Here is a 22322-nt window from a genome sequence, read left to right as displayed (position 1 = left end):
AGGTCCAGGCGCGAACATGAGGAGCATCGTTGAGCAGGCTGCGTTGGCTGACCGCGGGAGAGTCCCACGGACCCGCACTTGTCGCAACGCTGGAGGGACTTCCCGCCAGCGTGCCGATCACGACGGAGATGGTGGCCGACCACCTCGCCCGCCGGCGCCTCGGCTATGGACGCGGCGCGCGCATGAAGTTCGAGCGCGACGAGGTCACCTTCCTGGGCGGCGTGCGCCACGGCCTGACCCTCGGCTCCCCGGTCGCGATCATGGTCGGTAACACCGAGTGGCCCAAGTGGGAGCAGGTCATGGCGGCCGACCCGGTGGACCCGGCCGTCCTCGCGGACCTCGCCCGCAACGCCCCGCTGACCCGTCCGCGCCCCGGCCACGCGGACCTCGCGGGCATGCAGAAGTACGGCTTCGACGAAGCCCGGCCGATCCTGGAGCGGGCCTCGGCCCGGGAGACCGCCGCGCGCGTGGCGCTCGGCGCGGTCGCCCGGTCGTACCTCAGGGAGACCGCCGGCATCGAGATCGTCAGCCACGTCGTGGAGCTGGCCTCCGCCAGGGCGCCCTACGGCGTGTACCCGACGCCGGCCGACGTCGAGAAGCTGGACGCCGACCCGGTGCGCTGCCTGGACGCGGACGCGTCGAAGGCGATGGTCGCCGAGATCGACCAGGCCCACAAGGACGGCGACACCCTCGGCGGCGTCGTCGAGGTGCTGGCCTACGGCGTCCCGGTGGGCCTGGGCTCGCACGTGCACTGGGACCGGCGTCTGGACGCCCGGCTGGCCGCCGCCCTCATGGGCATCCAGGCGATCAAGGGCGTCGAGGTCGGCGACGGCTTCGAGCTGGCGCGGGTCCCCGGATCCAAGGCGCACGACGAGATCGTCGCCACGGACGACGGCATCAAGCGCTCGACCGGCCGCTCCGGCGGGACCGAGGGCGGCCTCAGCACCGGTGAGCTGCTGCGGGTGCGTGCCGCGATGAAGCCCATCGCGACCGTGCCGAAGGCCCTGGCCACCATCGACGTGTCCACCGGCGAGGCCGCCAAGGCGCACCACCAGCGCTCCGACGTGTGCGCGGTCCCGGCCGCCGGCATCGTCGCCGAGGCCATGGTCGCGCTCGTCCTCGCCGACGCCGTCGGCGAGAAGTTCGGCGGCGACAGCGTCGCCGAGACCCGCCGCAACGTGCAGTCCTACCTCGAGAACCTGGCCATCCGGTGAGCGCCCCGCAGGTCGTCCTCGTCGGGCCGATGGGCGTGGGCAAGTCCACGGTGGGCGCACTGCTCGCCGAGCGGCTGGGCTGCGCCTACCGCGACACCGACGCCGACATCGTCGCCGCCGAGGGCCGGCCGGTGTCGGACATCTTCGTGGACGAGGGGGAGCCGTACTTCCGGGCCGTCGAGAAGGAGGCCGTGCGCACGGCGGTCGCCGAGCACGACGGCGTGCTCGCGCTCGGCGGCGGCGCGATCCTCGACGAGGACACCCGCGCCCTGCTCGGCCCGCTTCCCGTCGTCTATCTGTCGATGGACGTCGACGAGGCCGTCAAGCGCACCGGCCTGGGCGTCGCCCGGCCGCTGCTCGCCGTCAACCCGCGCCGCCAGTGGCGCGAGCTGATGGAGGCGCGCCGCCATCTGTACACCGAGGTCGCGCGGGTCGTCGTCGCCACCGACGGGCGCACCCCCGAAGAGGTCGCCCAGTCGGTGCTCGACGCCCTGGAGCTGAAGACCGGATCGACCGGGGAACAGGCCCCGGGGCAGGAGAGGACGACGTGACGGACCAGGCAGTGACCCGCATCCAGGTCGGTGGCTCGGCGGGCACCGAGCCCTACGAGGTGCTGGTCGGCCGTCAGCTCCTCGGTGAGCTCCCCGGACTGATCGGCGACCGGGCCAGGCGCGTCGCCGTCATCCACCCGGAGGCGCTGGCCGAGACCGGCGACGCACTCCGTGCCGACCTCGCCGACCAGGGGTACGAGGCCGTCGCGATCCAGGTGCCCAACGCTGAGGAGGCCAAGACCGCAGAGGTCGCCGCCTACTGCTGGAAGGCGCTCGGCCAGTCCGGCTTCACCCGCACGGACGTCGTGGTGGGCGTCGGCGGCGGTGCCACGACCGACCTCGCGGGCTTCGTCGCCGCGACCTGGCTGCGCGGGGTGCGCTGGGTCGCCGTCCCGACGACCGTGCTCGGCATGGTCGACGCGGCCGTCGGCGGCAAGACCGGCATCAACACCTCCGAGGGCAAGAACCTGGTGGGCGCCTTCCATCCGCCGGCCGGTGTGCTGTGCGATCTGGCCGCGCTGGACTCGCTGCCCGTCAACGACTACGTGTCCGGGCTCGCCGAGATCATCAAGGCCGGCTTCATCGCCGACCCGGTGATCCTCGATCTGATCGAGTCGGACCCGCAGGCCGCGCGCAGCCCGCAGGGCCCGCACACGGCCGAACTGATCGAGCGCTCCATCAAGGTCAAGGCCGAGGTCGTCTCCGGCGATCTCAAGGAGTCCGGTCTGCGCGAGATCCTCAACTACGGGCACACCCTCGCGCACGCCATCGAGAAGAACGAGCGCTACAAGTGGCGGCACGGCGCCGCCGTCTCCGTCGGCATGCACTTCGCCGCCGAACTGGGCCGCCTCGCCGGGCGGTTGGACGACGCCACCGCCGACCGGCACCGCACCGTCCTTCAGTCCGTCGGACTGCCGCTCAGCTACCGCTACGACCAGTGGCCCAAGCTGCTGGAGACGATGAAGGTCGACAAGAAGTCCCGCGGCGACCTGCTGCGCTTCATCGTGCTCGACGGGCTCGCCAAGCCGACCGTCCTGGAGGGCCCCGACCCGGCGGTGCTGCTCGCCGCGTACGGCGAAGTGGCCGAGTAACACCCGCAGGTGAGGCCCGGATCACCCTCCCCTCCCCGGCCCGCGCCGGGCCGGGGAGGGGCCGGGCACTTCGCGGCCTCCCCGGCCGTTCACACAACGACGGCCGGGGAAGGTACCGTTCGGATGGTCGGCGGGGTCGGCGACATCCCGTTCGTCCGGTGAACGGAACGGCTGGACCATTCGTCCTTACTGAGGGGGGCGTCGACCGCACCCCGTTCGCCGCCGCCAATTGCCTGTACGAGACGGAGTGGCACCGGATGCAGCACGCAGTGGGCAACCCGCTGCCGCCGCCCCACCACCAGGGGCACGGACCCGTCGCCGGCTGGTCGCCGGCCGCACACCAGCAGGGACCGCACCCGGGTCCGCCCGCCGGTCCGCCGGTCCCCGCGGCCCCGGGCTTCACCGCCCCCGCGCCGGGCCCCGGGGGCCCCGCCCGGGCCGGGCAGCACCCCATGGCCCCGGCACCGCAGGGGGGCCCGCACCCTCCGGCGCACGCGCCGGCGCCGCAGCCGGTTCCCCATGCCCCGGCCCCGCACGTACCCGGCGCCCCCGCACCGCATCACGCCTCCGCGCCGCCCGCCCCGGACGTCACGGGTCATGTGCAGCTCCCGCCCGGCGGCCCGGTCGGCGTGCCGAGCCCGCCGCCGGCCGCCGGTGCCGCCGACCCGCAGTCCACCACGCTCGCCGTCCTGCTCATCGGCCCCGCGGGCGCGGGCAAGACCAGCGTCGCCAAGTACTGGGCGGACCACCGCCGCGTTCCCACGGCCCACATCAGCCTCGACGACGTGCGCGAGTGGGTCCGCTCCGGCTTCGCCGACCCGCAGTCGGGGTGGAACGACCATTCGGAGGCGCAGTACCGCCTGGCCCGCCGCACCTGCGGCTTCGCCGCCCGCAACTTCCTCGCCAACGGCATCTCGTGCGTCCTCGACGACGCCGTCTTCCCCGACCGGCCCGTCGTCGGCCTCGGCGGCTGGAAGCGGCACGTGGGCCCCGGGCTGCTGCCCGTCGTACTCCTTCCGGGCCTGGAGATCGTCCTCGAGCGCAACGCCGAGCGCAGCGGCAACCGCCGCCTCACCGACGAGGAGGTCGCGCGCATCCACGGCCGGATGGCCGGCTGGTACGGCTCCGGGCTGCCGATCATCGACAACTCCCACCTCGACGTACCGTCCACCGCGCGCGTCCTCGACGAGGTGCTGGCCCGCGCGATAGCGAGCCCTCCCACGTGGTGACACGACCGGGCGGCGCCGCGCGGTGACGACGCTGGGCGGCCCGCCACCCCGGTGACCCTGCGGGGGCGCACCGCCCGGTCGGACGCGCTGAAACAGGCGAGGCCCCGCCACCGCTCGTACGCTCGGTTCATGTCCGAGGTCTACGCGGCCCGCCGGGACCGGCTCCGGGAGCACAGTACGACGGGTGGCAGCGCGGCGGCGCTGGTGTCCCGCCCCGCCAACGTCCGCTATCTCACGGGCGCGGCGCCCCTTGGCGCCGTCCTCCTGCTCGGCGCCAAGGAAGACCTCCTGGTCTGTACGGAGCCGCCGAGCGGGCAGCCCGACGAGGGGCGCCCCGACGACGCGCTGCGCACCCAGGTGCTGCCAGTCCGCGGCGGTGACCCGGCCGTCGCCGCCGCCGACCTCGCGGCCGCGCAGGGCAGCGACTCGCTCGCCGTCGAGGAGCACCATCTGACCGTGGCGCGCCACCGTGCGCTCTGCTCGGTCGCCCCGCGGCTGCGGCTCAGCGATCTGGCGGGCGCCGTCGAGCAGCTGCGTCTGGTCAAGGACGAGGAGGAGATCTCCTGTCTGCGCATCGCCGCGGAGATCGCCGACCAGGCCCTGAGCGAGCTCCTCGAATCCATTCTCGTGGGCCGCACCGAACGTCATCTCGCGCTCGAACTGGAGCGGCGCCTCGTCGACCACGGTGCCGACGGCCCGGCCTTCGCCACCTCCGTCGGCACCGGCCCCGACGCCGGCAAGCGCGGTCACCGGCCCACAGACCGCCGGGTCGAGGAAGGGGACTTCCTCTCCGTCTGCCTCGGCGCGACCTACCGCGGCTACCGCTGCGAGATCGGACGGACCTTCGTCATCGGCACGTCGCCCGCGGACTGGCAGATCGAGTTGTACGACGTGGTCTTCGCAGCGCAGCGGGCCGGGCGCGAGGCACTCGCCCCCGGCGCCGCCTGCCGCGACGTCGACCGTGCGACCCGGCAGGTGCTCGACTCCGCGGGGTACGGAGCGGGCCTCGAACCATTGACCGGGCACGGCGTGGGGCTCGAAATCGACGAGGACCCGCAGCTGGCCCCCGCGGCCATGGGTAAACTGGACGCTTGTGTGCCGGTCACCGTCGAACCGGGGGTTCACCTCCCGGGCCGGGGCGGGGTCCGGATCGATGACACGCTCGTCGTGCGCCCCGAGGCGGACGGCGGACCCGAGCTACTCACCATCACGACCAAGGAGCTGCTCGCGCTCTAGCTTCGAGCTGTGCGTGTGCCCCCGGGGTCGTCCACGTCAGTCCAGGAGATTCCGCAACCGTGGCTTCCACGAACGACCTCAAGAACGGCCTGGTGCTCAAGCTCGAAGGCGGCCAGCTCTGGTCCGTCGTCGAGTTCCAGCACGTCAAGCCCGGCAAGGGCCCGGCATTCGTGCGCACCAAGCTCAAGAACGTGCTCTCCGGCAAGGTGGTCGACAAGACCTTCAACGCCGGCGTCAAGGTCGAGACGGCCACCGTCGACAAGCGCGACATGCAGTTCTCGTACAAGGACGGCGAGTACTTCGTCTTCATGGACATGGAGACGTACGACCAGCTGCACATCGACCCCAAGGCCGTCGGTGACGCCGCCAACTTCCTGATCGAGGGCTTCACGGCCGTCGTCGCCCAGCACGAGGGCGAGGTGCTCTTCGTCGAGCTGCCGGCCGCCGTCGAGCTGGTCATCGCCGAGACCGAGCCGGGCGTCCAGGGCGACCGCTCCACCGGCGGTACCAAGCCCGCCACGCTGGAGACCGGCCACCAGATCCAGGTCCCGCTCTTCATCACCACCGGTGAGAAGATCAAGGTCGACACCCGTACGAGCGACTACCTCGGCCGGGTGAACAGCTAACCGTGGCCGCCCGTAACACGGCTCGCAAGCGCGCCTTCCAGATCCTCTTCGAGGGCGACCAGCGCGGCGCCGACGTCCTGACGGTCCTCGCCGACTGGATCCGCCACTCGCGGACCGACACCCGGCAGCCGCCGGTGAGCGAGTACACGATGCAGCTGGTCGAGGGGTACGCCAAGAAGGCGGACCGCATCGACGAGCTGATCGCGCAGTACGCGGTCGGCTGGACGCTCGACAGGATGCCGGTGGTCGACCGCAACATCCTGCGGCTGGGCGCCTATGAGCTGATCTGGGTCGACGAGACCCCGGACGCGGTGGTCCTCGACGAGGCCGTGCAGCTCGCCAAGGAGTTCTCCACGGACGAGTCCCCGGCCTTCGTCAACGGCCTGCTCGGCCGGTTGAAGGAGCTCAAGCCGACGCTGCGTCGGGGCGAGGCGTAGGCCTGAGGCCGGCCCTGGCGAACAGCAGATGCAACCCCCGAGGGCCCCAACCGTGTGGTTGGGGCCCTCGGGGGTTTGTCGCTGCTTGTGGGGGCCGTGAGACGGGCGTGAGGCGTGAGACGGGCTTTGTGGGTCCGTGAGGCGGGCGTAAGGCGTGGGACGAGCCTTGTGGGGCCCGTGAGCCTTGTGGGGCCAGTGAGGACGGGTTCCGGGCCCGCTGGGTGCCTGTGGGGGCCGTGGGGCCTCCTTGGGGCCTCTTGGGGCCGTGCGGGGCTCGTCCGCGGCTGGTTCGGGGCTGGTTCGGCGGGGTGCGGCGGGGGCGAGGTGTGCGCGGTGTTCGGGCGCGGCGCCTTGTTCGTCGTGGGGCGGGGCCGCGCCGGGACCTCCGTCCTCGGACCGGCGCGCTCCCGTCGCCCGTCCAGCCACCCGGCACGTGCGCGCCGGCCGCGGCGGGCGGAGGTCCCGCCACGTCCCCTCCCGCCGCAGCGCGTCCGCGGCGGGCGGCCGGTGCCGCTACCGGTGCGAAAAAGCCGCCCGGCCCCGGGGAACCGTGAGGTTCCCGAGGGCCGGGCGGCACGTTTCTGCAGGCTTGGGCGATCAGGCCTCTTCGTGGGCCACCGCGCGCCGCGCGTCCGCGTCCAGAACGCCCCAGCTGATGAGCTGCTCGGTGAGGACCGAGGGCGACTGGTCGTAGATCACGGCCAGAGTGCGCAGGTCGTCCTGGCGGATGGACAGCACCTTGCCGTTGTAGTCGCCGCGCTGCGACTGGATCGTGGCGGCGTACCGCTGCAGCGGGCCCGCCTTCTCGGCCGGCACATGGGCCAGCCGCTCCAGGTCCAGCACGAGCTTCGGCGGCGGCTCGGCGGCTCCGCCCGGCGTGGTGCCCGGCAGCAGCTCCTGCACCGGGACGCCGTAGAAGTCCGCCAGCTCGGCGAGGCGCTGCACGGTCACGGCACGGTCGCCGCGCTCGTAGGACCCGACCACGACCGCCTTCCAGCGTCCCTGGGACTTCTCCTCGACGCCGTGGAGGGAAAGGCCCTGCTGGGTGCGGATGGCCCGGAGCTTGGCCCCGAGCTGTTTGGCGTATTCGCTGGACATATAGCTCCCCGGACACTGTGTCAACGTGCGGCTGCGCCGCGCGGCTGGTGACTCACTGTGAGGTTACGCAGCGTTACTCTCCCCCGTCAAGCCGAACGGTTCCGCCCGCCTCCTGCCACGGGCGGGAGCGTGCGGTCCCAGGGGGGTGACGGGCGCCGGAACCCGGCCTGCTACCGTTGATGACGCAAATCCGACGTCCTTTAAGGTCCGTCCCGTGAGGCGGAGAAGGAGGTCCGTTTCGTATGGACGCAAAAAGTTCCGCTGACGGCAGCGCAGCCATGGCCAGGCCTGTTCTCGAGGGCCCGGACATCGCGCGGGTGCTGACCCGTATCGCCCACGAGATCGTCGAGCGCGCCAAGGGCGCCGACGACGTGGTGCTCCTCGGCATCCCGACCCGTGGCGTCTTCCTCGCCAGGCGGCTCGCCGGCAAGCTCCAGGAGATCACCGGCCGCACGGTCCCGGTCGGCTCCCTCGACATCACCATGTATCGCGACGACCTGCGCATGCACCCGCCGCGTGCGCTGGCCCGCACCGACATCCCCGGTGACGGCATCGACGGCCGACTGGTCGTCCTCGTCGACGACGTGCTGTTCTCCGGCCGCACCATCCGCGCCGCGCTCGACGCGCTGAACGACATCGGCCGTCCGCGCGCCGTCCAGCTCGCGGTCCTCGTCGACCGCGGTCACCGCGAGCTGCCCATCCGCGCCGACTACGTCGGCAAGAACCTCCCCACGTCGCTGCGGGAGGCGGTCAAGGTCCAGCTCGCCGAGGAGGACGGCCGCGACGCCGTGCTGCTCGGCGTCAAGCGGACCACCCCGGCCGGCGAGCAGTAGCCCCGGCGGGCCGTACGCCCCCGCGCGTACGTCCCGCAACGCCGTACGCCGCCGGGTGCGCCACGGCGCGCCCGTATGCCCGCGTGCCGCCCGGGGAGCCACCCGCAGACCCGGGAATCCGGCCCACGACCTCCTGAACTTCCTTACGGAGCCTTCCAGATGAAGCGACACCTCATCTCGGCCGCCGACCTCACACGCGACGACGCCGTACTCATCCTCGACACCGCCGAGGAGATGGCCCGCGTCGCCGACCGGCCGATCAAGAAGCTGCCGACCCTGCGCGGCCGCACGGTCTGCAACCTCTTCTTCGAGGACTCGACCCGGACCCGGATCTCGTTCGAGGCAGCCGAGAAGCGCCTCTCAGCCGACGTCATCAACTTCGCCGCCAAGGGGTCCAGCGTCTCCAAGGGCGAGTCCCTGAAGGACACCGCCCAGACTCTGGAGGCGATGGGCGTCGACGCCGTCGTCATCCGCCACAGCGCCTCCGGAGCCCCCTACCGGCTCGCCACCTCCGGCTGGATCGACGCGCCCGTCATCAACGCCGGCGACGGCACCCACCAGCACCCCACGCAGGCCCTGCTCGACGCGTTCACCATGCGGCGCAGGCTCGTCGGACCCGACGCCGGCCTCGGTAAGGACCTCGCCGGCAGGCGCATCACGATCGTCGGCGACGTGCTGCACAGCCGGGTGGCCCGTTCGAACGTCGACCTGCTGCACACCCTGGGCGCCGAGGTCACCCTCGTCGCCCCGCCGACCCTGGTCCCGGTCGGGGTCGAGCACTGGCCCTGCGAGGTCGACTACGACCTGGACCGCACCCTGCCGAAGTCCGACGCCGTGATGATGCTGCGCGTGCAGCGCGAGCGCATGAATGCGGCGTTCTTCCCCACCGAGCGCGAGTACTCGCGCCGCTACGGGCTCGACGGCGACCGCATGGCGCGGATGCCGGAGCACGCCATCGTCATGCACCCCGGCCCGATGGTCCGCGGCATGGAGATCACCGCCGAGGTCGCCGACTCCGACCGCTGCACCGTCGTCGAGCAGGTGGCCAACGGCGTCTCCATCCGCATGGCGGTGCTGTACCTGCTGCTGGGCGGCAACGAGCCGGCCGTCACCCACTCCCGTACCGAGGAGAAGTAACAGACATGAGCAAGACCCTGATCCGTGGTGCGAAGGTGCTCGGCGGCGAGCCGCAGGACGTGCTGATCGACGGCGGGATCATCGCCGAGACCGGCACCGGCCTCGAGGCCGGCGACGCCACCGTCGTCGAGGCGGCGGGCAAGATCCTGCTGCCGGGCCTCGTCGACCTGCACACCCATCTGCGCGAGCCCGGCCGCGAGGACTCCGAGACCGTCCTGACCGGCACCCGGGCCGCCGCGAGCGGCGGCTACACGGCCGTGTTCGCCATGGCCAACACCTTCCCGGTCGCCGACACCGCCGGTGTCGTCGAGCAGGTGTACCGGCTGGGCCGGGAGCACGGCTACTGCGACGTCCAGCCCATCGGCGCCGTCACGGTCGGCCTGGAGGGCAAGAAGCTCGCCGAGCTGGGCGCCATGCACGAGTCGGCCGCCGGTGTCACCGTCTTCTCCGACGACGGCAAGTGCGTCGACGACGCGGTGATCATGCGGCGCGCCCTGGAGTACGTGAAGGCGTTCGGCGGCGTCGTCGCCCAGCACGCACAGGAGCCGCGGCTCACCGAGGGCGCCCAGATGAACGAGGGCGTCGTCTCCGCGGAGCTCGGCCTGGGCGGCTGGCCGGCCGTCGCCGAGGAGTCGATCATCGCCCGTGACGTCCTCCTCGCCGAGCACGTCGGCTCGCGCGTCCACATCTGCCATCTGTCGACCGCCGGGTCCGTCGAGATCGTCCGCTGGGCCAAGTCCCGCGGCATCGACGTCACCGCCGAGGTCACCCCGCACCACCTCCTCCTCACGGACGAGCTCGTGCGCACGTACAACCCGGTCTACAAGGTCAACCCGCCGCTGCGCACCGAGCGTGACGTGATGGCGCTGCGCGAGGCACTGGCCGACGGCACGATCGACATCGTCGCCACCGACCACGCCCCGCACCCGCACGAGGACAAGGACTGCGAGTGGGCCGCCGCCGCCATGGGCATGGTCGGCCTGGAGACCGCCCTCTCCGTCGTCCAGCAGACGATGGTCGAGACGGGCCTGCTCGACTGGGCCGGCGTCGCCGACCGTATGTCCGCCGCACCCGCCCGCATCGGCCGGACCGAGGGCCACGGCCGTCCCGTCTCGGCTGGTGAGCCCGCCAACCTCACGCTCGTCGATCCGGAATACCGTGGTGCCGTGGACCCCGCGGGCTTCGCGTCCCGCAGCCGCAACACCCCGTACGAGGGCCGTGAGCTGCCGGGACGCGTCACGCACACCTGGCTGCGGGGCCGCGCCACGCTCGTAGACGGGAAGCTCGCGTGACACATCTGATCCTGATGGCCGCCGAGCGCAGGTCGGCGGAAGTGACGAACTGGCCGGGGCGCATCGGCTGGCTCGTCGGACTGGCCCTCTTCGTGGCCCTCGTCTACTGGCTGATGCGCGAGGGCTGGAAGTGGCGCGCCACCCTTCAGGGCGACCTGCCCGAGCTCCCCGGCGCGCCGACCGACCCCGGCCCGGCGAAACTGAGCATGAGCGGCCGGTACCACGGCTCCACGACCGCAGGGCAGTGGCTCGACCGCATCGTCGCCCACGGCCTGGGCACCCGCAGCAGGGCCGAGCTGACCCTGACGGACGCGGGGCTGGAGGTCGTACGCCCCGGGGCCGCCGACTTCTTCGTCCCGGCCGCACAGCTGCGCGAGGCGCGGCTCGACAAGGGCATCGCGGGCAAGGTCCTCGCCGAGGGCGGACTGCTCGTCGTCACCTGGGCCCACGGCGACAAGCTGATCGACTCCGGATTCCGGTCCGACCGGTCCGCCGAGCACCCGGACTGGGTCGAGGCCATCAACTCCATGACCGCTGCAGGGAACACCACCGCTGCAGAGAACACCACCACGACGGAAGGCGCCGAACGATGACGACCTCCACCAGGGGAGCCTCCAGGGTTCCCGCCGTACTCGTCCTGGAGGACGGGCGGATCTTCCGCGGCCGTGCCTACGGGGCCGTGGGGGAGACCTTCGGCGAGGCGGTGTTCTCCACCGGCATGACCGGCTACCAGGAGACCCTGACCGACCCCTCGTACCACCGCCAGGTGGTCGTCATGACCGCCCCGCACGTCGGCAACACCGGTGTCAACGACGAGGACCCCGAGTCGCAGCGGATCTGGGTCGCCGGCTATGTCGTGCGCGACCCCGCGCGCGTGCCCTCCAACTGGCGCTCCGCGCGCTCGCTGGACGAGGAACTGCGCCACCAGGGCGTCGTCGGCATCAGCGGCATCGACACCCGCGCCCTCACCCGCCACCTGCGCGAGCGCGGCGCGATGCGCGTCGGCATCTTCTCCGGCAACGCGCTGCCCGACGAGGGCACCATGCTCGCCGAGGTCCGCCAGGCCCCCGAGATGGCGGGCGCCGACCTCTCCGCCGAGGTCGCCACCAAGGAGCCCTACGTCGTCCCGGCGCTCGGCGAGAAGAAGTTCACCGTCGCCGCCGTCGACCTCGGCATCAAGGGCATGACCCCGCACCGCATGGCCGAGCGCGGCATCGAGGTGCACGTGCTGCCCGCCACGGCGACCGTCGACGACGTGTACGCCGTGAACCCGGACGGTGTGTTCTTCTCCAACGGCCCGGGCGACCCGGCCACCGCCGACCACCCGGTCTCCGTGATGCAGGCCGTCCTGGAGCGCAGCACACCGCTCTTCGGCATCTGCTTCGGCAACCAGATCCTCGGCCGCGCGCTGGGCTTCGGCACCTACAAGCTGAAGTACGGCCACCGCGGCATCAACCAGCCCGTGCAGGACCGCACGACCGGCAAGGTCGAGGTCACCGCGCACAACCACGGCTTCGCCGTCGACGCACCGCTCGACAAGGTCAGCGACACGCCGTACGGCCGCGCCGAGGTCTCGCACGTCTGTCTGAACGACCAGGTCGTCGAGGGCCTCCAGCTCCTCGACCGGCCGGCCTTCAGCGTCCAGTACCACCCCGAGGCGGCAGCCGGCCCGCACGACGCCGCGTACCTGTTCGACCGCTTCGTTTCCCTGATGGAGGGCCAGCGTGCCTAAGCGCACCGATATCCAGTCCGTCCTGGTCATCGGCTCCGGCCCGATCGTCATCGGCCAGGCCGCCGAGTTCGACTACTCCGGCACCCAGGCGTGCCGCGTCCTCAAGGCCGAGGGCCTGCGGGTCGTCCTGGTGAACTCCAACCCCGCGACGATCATGACCGACCCGGAGATCGCCGACGCCACGTACGTCGAGCCGATCACCCCGGAGTACGTCGAGAAGATCATCGCCAAGGAGCGCCCGGACGCGCTCCTGCCCACCCTCGGCGGCCAGACGGCCCTGAACGCGGCCATCGCGCTGCACGAAGCCGGCACCCTCGAGAAGTACGGCGTCGAGCTGATCGGCGCCAACGTCGAGGCGATCAACAAGGGTGAGGACCGCGACCTCTTCAAGGAGGTCGTCGAGGCCGTCCGCCGGAAGATCGGACACGGCGAGTCCGCCCGCTCCGTCATCTGCCACAGCATGGACGACGTCATCGCGGGCGTCGACACGCTCGGCGGCTACCCGGTCGTCGTGCGCCCCTCCTTCACCATGGGCGGCGCCGGCTCCGGCTTCGCGCACGACGAGGAGGAACTGCGCCGCATCGCGGGCCAGGGCCTCACGCTCTCCCCGACCACCGAGGTGCTCCTGGAGGAGTCCATCCTCGGCTGGAAGGAGTACGAGCTGGAGCTGATGCGCGACAAGCACGACAACGTCGTGGTCGTCTGCTCCATCGAGAACTTCGACCCGATGGGCGTCCACACCGGTGACTCGATCACCGTCGCCCCGGCGATGACGCTCACCGACCGCGAGTACCAGATCCTGCGGGACATCGGCATCGCCGTCATCCGCGAGGTCGGCGTCGACACCGGCGGCTGCAACATCCAGTTCGCGGTGAACCCCGAGGACGGCCGGGTGATCGTCATCGAGATGAACCCGCGCGTGTCCCGGTCCTCGGCACTCGCCTCCAAGGCGACGGGCTTCCCCATCGCCAAGATCGCCGCGAAGCTCGCCGTCGGCTACACGCTCGACGAGATCCCGAACGACATCACCGAGCAGACCCCGGCCTCCTTCGAGCCGACGCTCGACTACGTCGTCGTCAAGGCCCCGCGCTTCGCCTTCGAGAAGTTCCCGCAGGCCGACTCCACCCTCACCACCACCATGAAGTCGGTCGGTGAGGCCATGGCGATCGGCCGCAACTTCACCGAGGCGCTCCAGAAGGCGCTGCGCTCGCTGGAGAAGAAGGGCAGCCAGTTCACCTTCGTCGGCGAGCCCGGCGACAAGGCCGCCCTGCTGGCCGAGTCCCGGCGGCCCACCGACGGGCGCATCAACCTCGTCATGCAGGCCATCCGCGCCGGGGCGAGCCCCGAGGAGGTCTTCGACGCGACGAAGATCGACCCGTGGTTCGTCGACCAGCTCTTCCTGATCAAGGAGATCGCCGACGAGCTGGCCGCCGTCGACAAGCTCGCCCCCGAGCTGCTCGCCGAGGCCAAGCGGCACGGATTCTCCGACGCCCAGATCGGCGAGATCCGCGGTGTGCGCGAGGACGTCGTCCGCGAGGTCCGGCACGCTCTCGGCATCCGCCCGGTCTACAAGACGGTCGACACCTGCGCCGCCGAGTTCGCCGCGAAGACCCCGTACTTCTACTCCTCGTACGACGAGGAGAGCGAGGTCGCGCCGCGCGAGAAGCCCGCGGTGATCATCCTCGGCTCCGGCCCGAACCGCATCGGCCAGGGCATCGAGTTCGACTACTCGTGCGTCCACGCCAGCTTCGCGCTGAGCGACGCGGGCTTCGAGACCGTGATGGTCAACTGCAACCCGGAGACCGTCTCCACCGACTACGACACCTCCGACCGCCTCTACTTCGAGCCGCTGACGCTCGAGGACGTGCTGGAGATCGTCCGCGCCGAGCAGGAGGCCGGCCCGGTCGCGGGCGTCGTCGTCCAGCTCGGCGGCCAGACCCCGCTGGGCCTGTCGCAGGCGCTGAAGGACAACGGCGTGCCGGTCGTCGGTACGTCCCCGGAGGCCATCCATGCCGCCGAGGACCGCGGCGCCTTCGGCCGCGTGCTCGCCGAGGCCGGCCTCCCCGCGCCCAAGCACGGCACCGCCACCACCTTCGCCGAGGCCAAGGCCATCGCCGACGAGATCGGCTACCCCGTCCTCGTACGCCCGTCGTACGTGCTCGGCGGCCGCGGCATGGAGATCGTGTACGACGAGACGCGCCTGGAGACGTACATCGCGGAGTCGACGGAGATCTCCCCGACCCGCCCGGTCCTCGTCGACCGCTTCCTGGACGACGCGATCGAGATCGACGTCGACGCGCTGTACGACGGCACCGAGCTCTACCTCGGCGGCGTCATGGAGCACATCGAGGAGGCCGGCATCCACTCCGGCGACTCGGCGTGCGCCCTGCCGCCGATCACGCTCGGCGGCTTCGACATCAAGCGGCTGCGGGCCTCCACCGAGGCCATCGCCAAGGGTGTCGGCGTGCGCGGACTGATCAACATCCAGTTCGCGATGGCCGGGGACATCCTGTACGTCCTCGAGGCCAACCCGCGCGCCTCGCGCACCGTCCCCTTCACCTCGAAGGCGACCGCGGTGCCGCTCGCGAAGGCCGCCGCCAGGATCTCGCTGGGCGCGACCATCGCCGAGCTGCGCGCCGAGGGCCTGCTGCCGAAGAGCGGCGACGGCGGCACCCTGCCGCTCGACGCGCCGATCTCCGTCAAGGAGGCCGTGATGCCGTGGAGCCGCTTCCGGGACACCTCGGGACGCGGCGTGGACACCGTCCTCGGCCCCGAGATGCGCTCCACCGGCGAGGTCATGGGCATCGACACGGTCTTCGGCACGGCCTACGCCAAGTCGCAGGCCGGTGCCTACGGCGCGCTGCCCACCAAGGGCCGCGCCTTCATCTCGGTCGCCAACCGCGACAAGCGCTCCATGATCTTCCCGGCGCGCGAGCTGGTCGCCCACGGCTTCGAGCTGCTGGCCACCTCGGGCACCGCGGAGGTGCTCAAGCGCAACGGCATCAACGCCACGATCGTGCGCAAGCAGTCCGAGGGCGAGGGTCCGAACGGCGAGAAGACCATCGTCCAGCTCATCCACGACGGCCAGGTCGACCTGATCGTCAACACCCCGTACGGCACCGGCGGCCGCCTCGACGGCTACGAGATCCGTACGGCGGCCGTGGCGCGCTCCGTGCCGTGCCTGACGACGGTCCAGGCGCTCGCCGCCGCCGTCCAGGGCATCGACGCGCTCAACCACGGCGACGTGGGCGTCCGTTCACTCCAGGAACACGCGCGGCATCTGACCGCGGCCCGCGACTAGCAGCCCATGAGGGGGACACCGGAAACGGTGTCCCCCTCCGTGTGAGGACCCAGGACACCCACGATGTACAAACTGTTCTTCAATCTCGTCTTCAAGCGCATGGACCCGGAGCAGGCCCACCACCTGGCCTTCCGCTGGATCCGGCTCACCGCCCGCATCCCGGTCTTCCGCACCTTCGTCGCCGCCGCGCTCGCACCCCGCCACCGCGAGCTGCGCACCGAGGCCTTCGGGCTGCGCATGCACGGCCCCTTCGGGCTCGCCGCGGGCTTCGACAAGAACGCCGTCGCGATCGACGGCATGTCGATGCTCGGTTTCGACCACATCGAGATCGGCACGGTCACCGGGGAGCCCCAGCCGGGCAACCCCAAAAAGCGCCTGTTCCGCCTCGTCGCCGACCGCGCGCTGATCAACCGCATGGGCTTCAACAACGAGGGCTCGGCGGCCGTCGCCGCGCGGCTGGCCGCCCGCAGGGCCGTTTTCAGGACGACCGTCGGCGTGAACATCGGCAAGACCAAGGTGGTCCCCGAGGAGGAGGCGGCCGGCGACTACGTGAAGTCCACCGAGCGACTCGCCCGGCACGCCGACTACCTCGTGGTCAACGTGAGCTCCCCGAACACGCCGGGGCTGCGCAACCTCCAGGCCACCGAGGCGCTGCGCCCGCTGCTGACCGCCGTCCGCGAAGCCGCCGACCGCACCGTCACCGGCCGCCGCGTCCCGCTCCTGGTGAAGATCGCGCCCGACCTGGCCGACGAGGACGTCGACGCCGTCGCCGACCTCGCCGTCGAGCTGGGCCTGGACGGCATCATCGCCACCAACACCACCATCGCGCGCGACGGCCTCGGTCTGAGGTCGGACCCGGGCCTGGTCGCGGAGGCCGGCGGACTGTCCGGCGCGCCCCTGAAGGAGCGTTCCCTGGAGGTGCTGCGCCGCCTCCACGCCCGTGTGGGCGACCGCATCACGCTCGTGGGCGTCGGCGGCATCGAGAACGCCGAGGACGCCTGGCAGCGCATCCTGGCCGGCGCGACGCTGGTCCAGGGCTACAGCGCCTTCATCTACGAGGGCCCCTTCTGGGCGCGCTCGATCCACAAGGGCCTCGCCGCCCGTCTGAACGCCTCCCCGTACGCCACGCTCGCCGACGCGGTCGGCGCCGACACAAGGACGTCCGCATGACCCTGGAACCCTTCGGCACCCGTCTGCGCCGCGCCATGGACACGCGCGGCCCGCTCTGCGTCGGCATCGACCCGCACAGCTCGCTGCTGCACGCCTGGGGCTACGGCGACGACGTCGCGGGCCTGGAGCGGTTCAGCCGCACCGTGGTCGAGGCGCTGGCCGACCGGGTGGCCGTGCTGAAGCCGCAGAGCGCGTTCTTCGAGCGGTTCGGCTCGAAGGGCGTCGCGGTCCTGGAGAAGTCCGTCGAGGAGGCGCGGGCCGCCGGCGCGCTGGTCGTCATGGACGCCAAGCGCGGCGACATCGGCTCCACCATGGCCGCGTACGCGGAGACCTTCCTCAGCAAGGACGCCCCGCTGTTCTCCGACGCCCTGACCGTCTCGCCCTACCTCGGCTACGGCTCCCTGCGGCCCGCCGTCGAGCTGGCCCGGGAGAGCGGCGCCGGGCTCTTCGTGCTCGCCCTGACCTCCAACCCGGAGGGTGCCGAGGTGCAGCACGCCCTGCGCGAGGACGGCCGGAGCGTCGGCGCCACGATGCTCGCGCACCTCGCCGACGAGAACGCCGACGCCGCCCCCCTCGGCTCCTTCGGCGCGGTCGTCGGCGCCACGCTGGGTGATCTCTCCTCGTACGACCTGGACATCAACGGGCCCCTCCTCGCCCCCGGCATCGGCGCCCAGGGGGCCACCCCCGCCGATCTCGCCGGGGTCTTCGGGCCCGCCGTGCGCAATGTCGTGCCGAACGTCAGCCGGGGTGTGCTGCGCCACGGCCCCGACCCGGCGGCGCTGCGGGAGTCGGCGGAGCGTTTCGCCGACGAGGTGCGGGCGGCCGTGTCGGCCGCCTGAGGCCCCGGGAGGGGTGCCCGATGGCCTGCCGGAAGTCGCCCGGAGGGCGCTTCGGAGGGCTCGCGGCACCCCTCGCGGATCCCGAAGTTGTGTCCGAAAGTCTCCGCACACTCTAAAATCCGCGTCGTTTTGTCTGTAATGTCTGGCTCAACAGAGGCTGACCAGGACTTTTCCGCTGTTCTCGCTGACTCCGGCGGACTTGCCCGCTAGTCTCCGTCGAGAGTCAACGGGCAAGCGTGTTGCTCGTGGCTCCCCAGGTGTGGGGCGACTAGGTTCCTCACCGGTCCGTATCCGACAGTTCGACATCCGAGGTGACGTAGGCGTGGCTCTTCCGCCCCTTACCCCTGAACAGCGCGCAGCCGCGCTCGAAAAGGCCGCCGCGGCTCGCCGGGAGCGGGCCGAGGTCAAGAATCGACTCAAGCACTCCGGCGCCTCCCTTCACGAGGTCATCAAGCAGGGCCAGGAGAACGACGTCATCGGAAAGATGAAGGTCTCCGCCCTCCTCGAGTCCCTGCCGGGCGTGGGCAAGGTCCGCGCCAAGCAGATCATGGAGCGGCTCGGCATCTCCGAGAGCCGACGTGTGCGCGGCCTCGGTTCCAACCAGATCGCTTCGCTCGAGCGTGAGTTCGGGAGCACCGGAGCCTGAGTCCCGGGCGATTCCGGCCGGCTGCCCCGGGGTGATCCGGGGCAGCTGGTCCGGGCACTCCGGGACACCTGGAATAATCGCCCCATGGCTGCAACATCCCGGGGGACGACCCCCGAGCCCCCGGACGTACGTCCGCGGCTGACCGTGCTCTCCGGCCCCTCGGGGGTCGGCAAGAGCACGGTCGTCGCCCATATGCGCAAGGAACACCCCGAGGTCTGGCTCTCGGTCTCGGCCACCACCCGCAAGCCGCGCCCCGGTGAGCGGGACGGCGTCCACTACTTCTTCGTCACCGACGAGGAGTTCGACAAGCTGATCGCCAACGGCGAGCTGCTGGAGTGGGCCGAGTTCGCGGGCAATCGCTACGGGACGCCGCGCACCGCCGTCGTGGAGCGGCTGGAGCGGGGCGAGCCGGTGCTGCTGGAGATCGACCTCCAGGGCGCGCGGCTGGTCCGCGAGTCCATGCCGGAGGCCCAGCTCGTCTTCCTCGCTCCGCCCTCCTGGGAGGAGCTGGTGCGCAGGCTCACCGGTCGTGGGACGGAGCCGCCGGAGGTGATCGAGCGGCGCCTGGAGGCAGCCAAGGTCGAGCTCGCGGCCGAATCCGAGTTCGACGTCACCCTGGTCAACACCTCCGTCGAGGACGTGGCCCGTGAGCTGCTAGCCTTGATGGACGTAGTTTGATCCATGTGTGATCTTTCTAGTTCTTTCCCATCTTTCGGAAGGTAGAGCGTGTCCTCTTCCATCACCGCGCCCGAGGGCATCATCAACCCGCCGATCGACGAGCTCCTCGAGGCCACCGACTCGAAGTACAGCCTCGTGATCTACGCGGCCAAGCGTGCTCGCCAGATCAACGCGTACTACTCGCAGCTCGGTGAGGGCCTCCTCGAGTACGTCGGTCCGCTCGTGGACACCCACGTCCACGAGAAGCCGCTCTCGATCTCCCTCCGTGAGATCAACGCGGGTCTGCTGACCGCCGAGGCCATCGAGGGTCCGGCGCAGTAAGTCACAGCCTTTGTCACCACGGGCCCGGCGGAGCGACCGCCGGGCCCGTGGTGTGTCATGAGTACGTGCACACTGCACGGCACTGCGATACCTCATGGGGAGTGACGGTGGAGAAGCCGAAGGTCGTTCTGGGTGTCAGCGGCGGCATCGCCGCCTACAAGGCCTGCGAGCTGCTGCGCCGGCTGACCGAGTCGGGCCACGACGTACGGGTCGTGCCCACGGCGTCCGCGCTCCACTTCGTCGGCGAGGCGACCTGGTCCGCGCTCTCCGGCCACCCCGCGGCGACGGAGGTCTGGTCCGACGTCCACGAGGTCCCGCACGTCCGGATCGGCCAGAGCGCCGACCTGGTGATCGTCGCCCCCGCGACCGCCGACGTTCTCGCGAAGGCCGCCCACGGCCTGGCCGACGACCTCCTCACGAACACACTGCTCACCGCCCGCTGTCCGGTGGTCTTCGCCCCCGCGATGCACACCGAGATGTGGGAGCACCCCGCCACGCAGGAGAACGTCGCGACCCTGCGGCGGCGCGGTGCCGTCGTCATCGAGCCCGCCGTCGGCCGGCTGACCGGCGTCGACACCGGCAAGGGACGCTTCCCGGACCCGGCCGCCCTCTTCGAGGCCTGCCGCCGCGTCCTGGCCCGCGGGACGCGGGAGCCCGATCTCGCGGGCCGCCATGTGGTCATCAGCGCCGGCGGCACCCGGGAACCCCTCGACCCGGTCCGCTTCATCGGCAACCGTTCCTCCGGCAAGCAGGGCTACGCCCTCGCCCGCACGGCGGCGGCGCGCGGCGCCCGGGTCACCCTCGTCGCCGCCAACACCGGGCTGCCGGATCCCGCCGGGGTCGACGTGATCCCGGTCGGCACTGCCGTCCAGCTCCGCGAGGCGGTGCTCAAGGCCGCCGCGGACGCGGACGCGGTGGTCATGGCCGCCGCAGTGGCCGACTTCCGCCCGGCGACGTACGCCACCGGCAAGATCAAGAAGCAGGAGGGCCGCGAGCCCGAGCCGATCACGCTGGTCCGCAACCCGGACGTCCTCGCCGAGATCTCCGCCGAGCGCGCGCTGCCCGGCCAGGTCGTCGTCGGCTTCGCCGCCGAGACGGACGACGTCCTCGCGAACGGCCGCGCGAAGCTCGCCCGCAAGCGCTGCGACCTGCTCGTGGTCAACGAGGTGGGGGAGCGCAAGACCTTCGGCTCGGAGGAGAACGAGGCCGTGGTGCTCGGCGCCGACGGCAGCGAGACGCCCGTGCCGCACGGCCCCAAGGAGGTCCTCGCGGACACCGTCTGGGACCTGGTCGCCGAACGCCTGCACGGCGAGTCCCGCGGCACAACCGAAGGGAATAAGTAAGAATCACACTTGCCCCGCCAAAACCGTCCGGGGCCCGGGAAACCGGGCCACGGGCCCCTGGTGGGCGCGTCCGCCGTACCGCAGAATGCCAGTGCCGCAGGTCACACGGCTCCCACAAGTCGAGACAGCTGGCCTGCCGGTGGACGAAGACCGATAAACTGTTCACGGACGACGCCGGGCGCAGCCTCCGGCCGGTCCACAAATGATCAGCCAGCAGCCGCTGCAACCACAGGGAGCGATGTGTCCCGCCGTCTCTTCACTTCGGAGTCCGTGACCGAAGGTCACCCCGACAAGATCGCCGACCAGATCAGCGACACCATTCTCGACGCGCTTCTGCGGGAGGACCCGACGTCCCGGGTCGCCGTGGAGACGCTGATCACCACCGGTCTGGTGCACGTGGCCGGTGAGGTCACCACGAAGGCGTACGCGCCGATCGCACAGCTGGTGCGCGACAAGATCCTCGAGATCGGCTACGACTCCTCGAAGAAGGGCTTCGACGGCGCCTCCTGCGGCGTGTCCGTGTCCATCGGCTCGCAGTCCCCGGACATCGCGCAGGGCGTCGACACGGCCTACGAGCACCGCGTCGACGGCGACGACGACGAGCTGGACCGGCAGGGCGCCGGCGACCAGGGCCTGATGTTCGGCTACGCGTGCGACGAGACGCCGAACCTGATGCCGCTGCCGATCGAGCTGGCCCACCGGCTGTCGCGCCGCCTGTCCGAGGTCCGCAAGAACGGGACCATCCCGTACCTGCGACCCGACGGCAAGACCCAGGTCACCATCGAGTACGACGGCGACAAGGCGGTCCGCCTGGACACGGTCGTGGTGTCCTCGCAGCACGCGTCCGACATCGACCTGGAGTCGCTGCTCGCCCCCGACATCCGCGAGTTCGTCGTCGAGCACGTGATCAAGCAGCTCGTCGACGACGGCATCAAGATCGACACCGACGGCTACCGCCTGCTGGTGAACCCGACCGGGCGTTTCGAGATCGGCGGCCCCATGGGCGACGCCGGCCTCACCGGCCGCAAGATCATCATCGACACCTACGGCGGCATGGCCCGGCACGGCGGCGGCGCCTTCTCGGGCAAGGACCCGTCCAAGGTGGACCGCTCCGCCGCGTACGCGATGCGCTGGGTGGCCAAGAACGTCGTGGCGGCCGGCCTCGCGGCCCGCTGCGAGGTGCAGGTCGCGTACGCGATCGGCAAGGCCGAGCCGGTCGGTCTCTTCGTGGAGACCTTCGGCACCCACACGGTCGACACCGACAAGATCGAGGCCGCCATCGCCGAGGTCTTCGACCTCCGCCCGGCCGCGATCATCCGCGACCTGGACCTGCTCCGCCCGATCTACGCCCGGACCGCGGCCTACGGCCACTTCGGCCGTGAGCTCCCCGACTTCACCTGGGAGCGCACCGACCGCGTCGACGCCCTCCGCAAGGCGGCGGGTCTGTAACCCGCACCCGGCGACACAAGAACAAGGACGGTGTCACCGGCACCCCGTCCTTCGTCATGAACGGCAAGAAGCTGACCGGCCCCGACGGCAAGAACGCGC

At 71.4% G+C, this 22322-nt stretch carries 21 protein-coding genes; 20 read left to right on the top strand and 1 reads right to left on the bottom strand.

Features of this window, described 5'->3' with window-relative positions; genetic code table 11:
- Positions 1-29 precede the first annotated feature (29 nt).
- The 7 genes from aroC (at position 30) to nusB (ending at position 6384) form a co-directional block, all read left to right on the top strand.
- Entirely contained in the window at positions 30-1214 is a 1185-nt protein-coding gene (aroC, locus tag ACWCP6_RS10895) for a chorismate synthase (RefSeq protein WP_450932057.1), read from the top strand.
- A 29-nt stretch (positions 1215-1243) separates the two neighbouring features.
- Positions 1244-1765 (top strand): shikimate kinase, encoded by a 522-nt coding sequence (locus ACWCP6_RS10890; RefSeq protein ID WP_450932286.1) that lies wholly within the window; start codon positions 1244-1246, stop codon positions 1763-1765.
- Entirely contained in the window at positions 1762-2856 is a 1095-nt protein-coding gene (gene aroB / locus ACWCP6_RS10885) for a 3-dehydroquinate synthase (protein ID WP_450932056.1), read from the top strand. Before ACWCP6_RS10890 ends, aroB begins: the two co-directional genes overlap by 4 nt.
- A gap of 257 nt (positions 2857-3113) precedes the next feature.
- Complete coding sequence (locus ACWCP6_RS10880; protein WP_450932055.1) at positions 3114-4085, top strand: AAA family ATPase; 972 nt, start codon at positions 3114-3116, stop codon at positions 4083-4085.
- A 129-nt stretch (positions 4086-4214) separates the two neighbouring features.
- Positions 4215-5321 carry an aminopeptidase P family protein gene (locus ACWCP6_RS10875; protein WP_450932054.1) on the top strand — a complete coding sequence of 369 codons (1107 nt, stop codon included), beginning with the start codon at positions 4215-4217 and terminating at the stop codon, positions 5319-5321.
- 59 nt (positions 5322-5380) lie between these two features.
- Complete coding sequence (gene efp / locus ACWCP6_RS10870; protein WP_450932053.1) at positions 5381-5947, top strand: elongation factor P; 567 nt, start codon at positions 5381-5383, stop codon at positions 5945-5947.
- Between the two features lie 2 nt (positions 5948-5949).
- Positions 5950-6384 carry a transcription antitermination factor NusB gene (nusB, locus tag ACWCP6_RS10865; RefSeq protein WP_450932052.1) on the top strand — a complete coding sequence of 145 codons (435 nt, stop codon included), beginning with the start codon at positions 5950-5952 and terminating at the stop codon, positions 6382-6384.
- A gap of 597 nt (positions 6385-6981) precedes the next feature.
- Here nusB and bldD read toward each other — a convergent pair.
- Positions 6982-7482, bottom strand: coding sequence for a transcriptional regulator BldD (gene bldD, locus ACWCP6_RS10860; protein ID WP_064068023.1), 501 nt, complete (start codon positions 7480-7482; stop codon positions 6982-6984).
- Between the two features lie 242 nt (positions 7483-7724).
- On the opposite strand from bldD, the gene pyrR reads away from it, so the two are divergent.
- The 13 genes from pyrR to metK all read left to right on the top strand — a co-directional run bounded on the left by pyrR (position 7725) and on the right by metK (position 22223).
- The gene (gene pyrR / locus ACWCP6_RS10855; RefSeq protein ID WP_450932051.1) at positions 7725-8315 is read left to right on the top strand and encodes a bifunctional pyr operon transcriptional regulator/uracil phosphoribosyltransferase PyrR; all 591 of its coding nucleotides are present in this window, start codon (positions 7725-7727) and stop codon (positions 8313-8315) included.
- Between the two features lie 159 nt (positions 8316-8474).
- The gene (locus ACWCP6_RS10850) at positions 8475-9452 is read left to right on the top strand and encodes an aspartate carbamoyltransferase catalytic subunit (protein WP_450932050.1); all 978 of its coding nucleotides are present in this window, start codon (positions 8475-8477) and stop codon (positions 9450-9452) included.
- Positions 9453-9457: 5 nt separating this feature from the next.
- Positions 9458-10744: a dihydroorotase gene (locus ACWCP6_RS10845; RefSeq protein WP_450932049.1), complete on the top strand. Its 1287-nt coding sequence runs from the start codon at positions 9458-9460 to the stop codon at positions 10742-10744.
- Positions 10745-10758: 14 nt separating this feature from the next.
- Complete coding sequence (locus ACWCP6_RS10840; protein ID WP_450932285.1) at positions 10759-11337, top strand: PH-like domain-containing protein; 579 nt, start codon at positions 10759-10761, stop codon at positions 11335-11337.
- A complete protein-coding gene (gene carA, locus ACWCP6_RS10835; protein ID WP_450932048.1) occupies positions 11334-12476 on the top strand; it encodes a glutamine-hydrolyzing carbamoyl-phosphate synthase small subunit in 1143 nt (380 codons plus the stop codon). Before ACWCP6_RS10840 ends, carA begins: the two co-directional genes overlap by 4 nt.
- Positions 12469-15777, top strand: coding sequence for a carbamoyl-phosphate synthase large subunit (carB, locus tag ACWCP6_RS10830; protein ID WP_450932047.1), 3309 nt, complete (start codon positions 12469-12471; stop codon positions 15775-15777). Before carA ends, carB begins: the two co-directional genes overlap by 8 nt.
- A 63-nt stretch (positions 15778-15840) precedes the next feature.
- Positions 15841-16947 carry a quinone-dependent dihydroorotate dehydrogenase gene (locus ACWCP6_RS10825; protein WP_450932046.1) on the top strand — a complete coding sequence of 369 codons (1107 nt, stop codon included), beginning with the start codon at positions 15841-15843 and terminating at the stop codon, positions 16945-16947.
- Positions 16944-17786 carry an orotidine-5'-phosphate decarboxylase gene (pyrF, locus tag ACWCP6_RS10820; protein WP_450932045.1) on the top strand — a complete coding sequence of 281 codons (843 nt, stop codon included), beginning with the start codon at positions 16944-16946 and terminating at the stop codon, positions 17784-17786. The genes ACWCP6_RS10825 and pyrF overlap by 4 nt, the downstream gene beginning before the upstream one ends.
- A 322-nt stretch (positions 17787-18108) precedes the next feature.
- Entirely contained in the window at positions 18109-18432 is a 324-nt protein-coding gene (locus tag ACWCP6_RS10815; protein WP_026246651.1) for an integration host factor, read from the top strand.
- Positions 18433-18516: 84 nt separating this feature from the next.
- A complete protein-coding gene (gene gmk / locus ACWCP6_RS10810) occupies positions 18517-19110 on the top strand; it encodes a guanylate kinase (RefSeq protein ID WP_450932044.1) in 594 nt (197 codons plus the stop codon).
- A gap of 48 nt (positions 19111-19158) precedes the next feature.
- On the top strand, positions 19159-19431 hold the full coding sequence (gene rpoZ, locus ACWCP6_RS10805; RefSeq protein ID WP_450932043.1) for a DNA-directed RNA polymerase subunit omega: 273 nt from the start codon (positions 19159-19161) through the stop codon (positions 19429-19431).
- Positions 19432-19538: 107 nt separating this feature from the next.
- Entirely contained in the window at positions 19539-20774 is a 1236-nt protein-coding gene (gene coaBC / locus ACWCP6_RS10800; protein ID WP_450932042.1) for a bifunctional phosphopantothenoylcysteine decarboxylase/phosphopantothenate--cysteine ligase CoaBC, read from the top strand.
- A 240-nt stretch (positions 20775-21014) separates the two neighbouring features.
- The gene (gene metK / locus ACWCP6_RS10795; protein ID WP_450932041.1) at positions 21015-22223 is read left to right on the top strand and encodes a methionine adenosyltransferase; all 1209 of its coding nucleotides are present in this window, start codon (positions 21015-21017) and stop codon (positions 22221-22223) included.
- The last annotated feature ends 99 nt before the right edge of the window (positions 22224-22322 follow it).

It is taken from the genome of Streptomyces sp. NPDC002004 (assembly GCF_053593975.1).
This window is presented reverse-complemented; position numbering and strand designations above follow the sequence as displayed.